1 protein-coding gene is annotated in these 1,328 nt (G+C 63.8%); it reads left to right on the forward strand.

The genetic code is table 11. The features are described 5' to 3' along the window. Positions 1-1,328, forward strand: a 1,328-nt coding sequence (gene groL / locus NKH33_RS33090; protein WP_352923732.1) for a chaperonin GroEL, incomplete at both ends; no start/stop codon positions are given.

Genomic DNA, 1,328 nt, shown 5'->3' on the forward strand with positions numbered 1-1,328 from the left:
ACCACCACCGCCACGGTGCTTGCCGCTTCCATCCTGCGCGAGGGCGCCAAATTCGTTGCCGCCGGCATGAACCCGATGGACCTCAAGCGCGGCATCGACCTTGCCGTCAGCGCCGTCGTCCAGGAAATTCAGGCGCGCGCCAAGAAGGTCAAGTCCTCAGGCGAGATCGCGCAGGTCGGCACCATTGCCGCCAATGGCGACACCAGCGTAGGCGCCATGATCGCCAAGGCGATGGACAAGGTCGGCAATGACGGCGTCATCACCGTCGAGGAGGCCAAGACCGCCGAAACGGAGCTCGACGTCGTCGAAGGCATGCAGTTCGACCGCGGCTATCTCTCGCCCTATTTCGTCACCAATGCCGAGAAGATGCGTGCCGAGCTGGAAGACCCTTACGTCCTCATCCACGAAAAGAAGCTCGGAAATCTGCAGGCACTGCTGCCCATCCTCGAAGCCGTGGTGCAAAGCGGCAGGCCGCTGCTGATCATCTCCGAGGACGTCGAGGGCGAAGCGCTGGCAACGCTGGTCGTCAACAAGCTGCGCGGCGGACTCAAGGTAGCGGCCGTCAAGGCGCCTGGCTTCGGTGACCGCCGCAAGGCGATGCTGGAAGACATCGCCGTGCTCACCGCCGGACAGATGATTTCCGAGGATCTCGGCATCAAGCTGGAGAACATCACCATAGACATGCTCGGCCGCGCCAAGCGCGTGCTGATCGAGAAGGACACCACCACGATCATCGACGGCGCCGGCGAGAAGACCACCATCCAGGCGCGCGTCCAGCAGATCAAGGGGCAGATCGAGGAAACCACGTCCGACTATGACAAGGAGAAGCTGCAGGAACGTCTCGCCAAGCTGGCGGGCGGCGTTGCCGTCATCCGCGTCGGCGGCGCGACCGAATCCGAGGTCAAGGAAAAGAAGGACCGCATCGACGATGCGCTGAACGCCACGCGCGCGGCCGTCGAAGAAGGCATCGTTCCCGGCGGCGGCGTCGCGTTGCTGCGCGCCAAGGCTGTGCTGAAGGGGCTGACCGGAGCCAATGCCGATGTGACGGCAGGCATCTCGATCGTGCTCAGGGCCCTTGAAGCGCCAATCCGGCAGATCGCCGAGAATTCCGGCGTCGAAGGTTCGATCGTCGTCGGCAAGCTCGCCGAGGGCAAGGATCACAATCAGGGCTTCGATGCCCAGAACGAGGTCTATGTCGACATGATCAAGGCCGGCATCGTCGACCCGGCGAAGGTGGTACGGACGGCGCTGCAGGACGCGGGCTCCATTGCGGCGCTTCTGATCACGGCGGAAGCCATGATCACCGACGTTCCGGCGAAGGAAGCCGC

The sequence above is a fragment of the Mesorhizobium sp. M1182 genome, assembly GCF_040318335.1.
Taxonomy (GTDB): Bacteria; Pseudomonadota; Alphaproteobacteria; order Rhizobiales; family Rhizobiaceae; genus Mesorhizobium.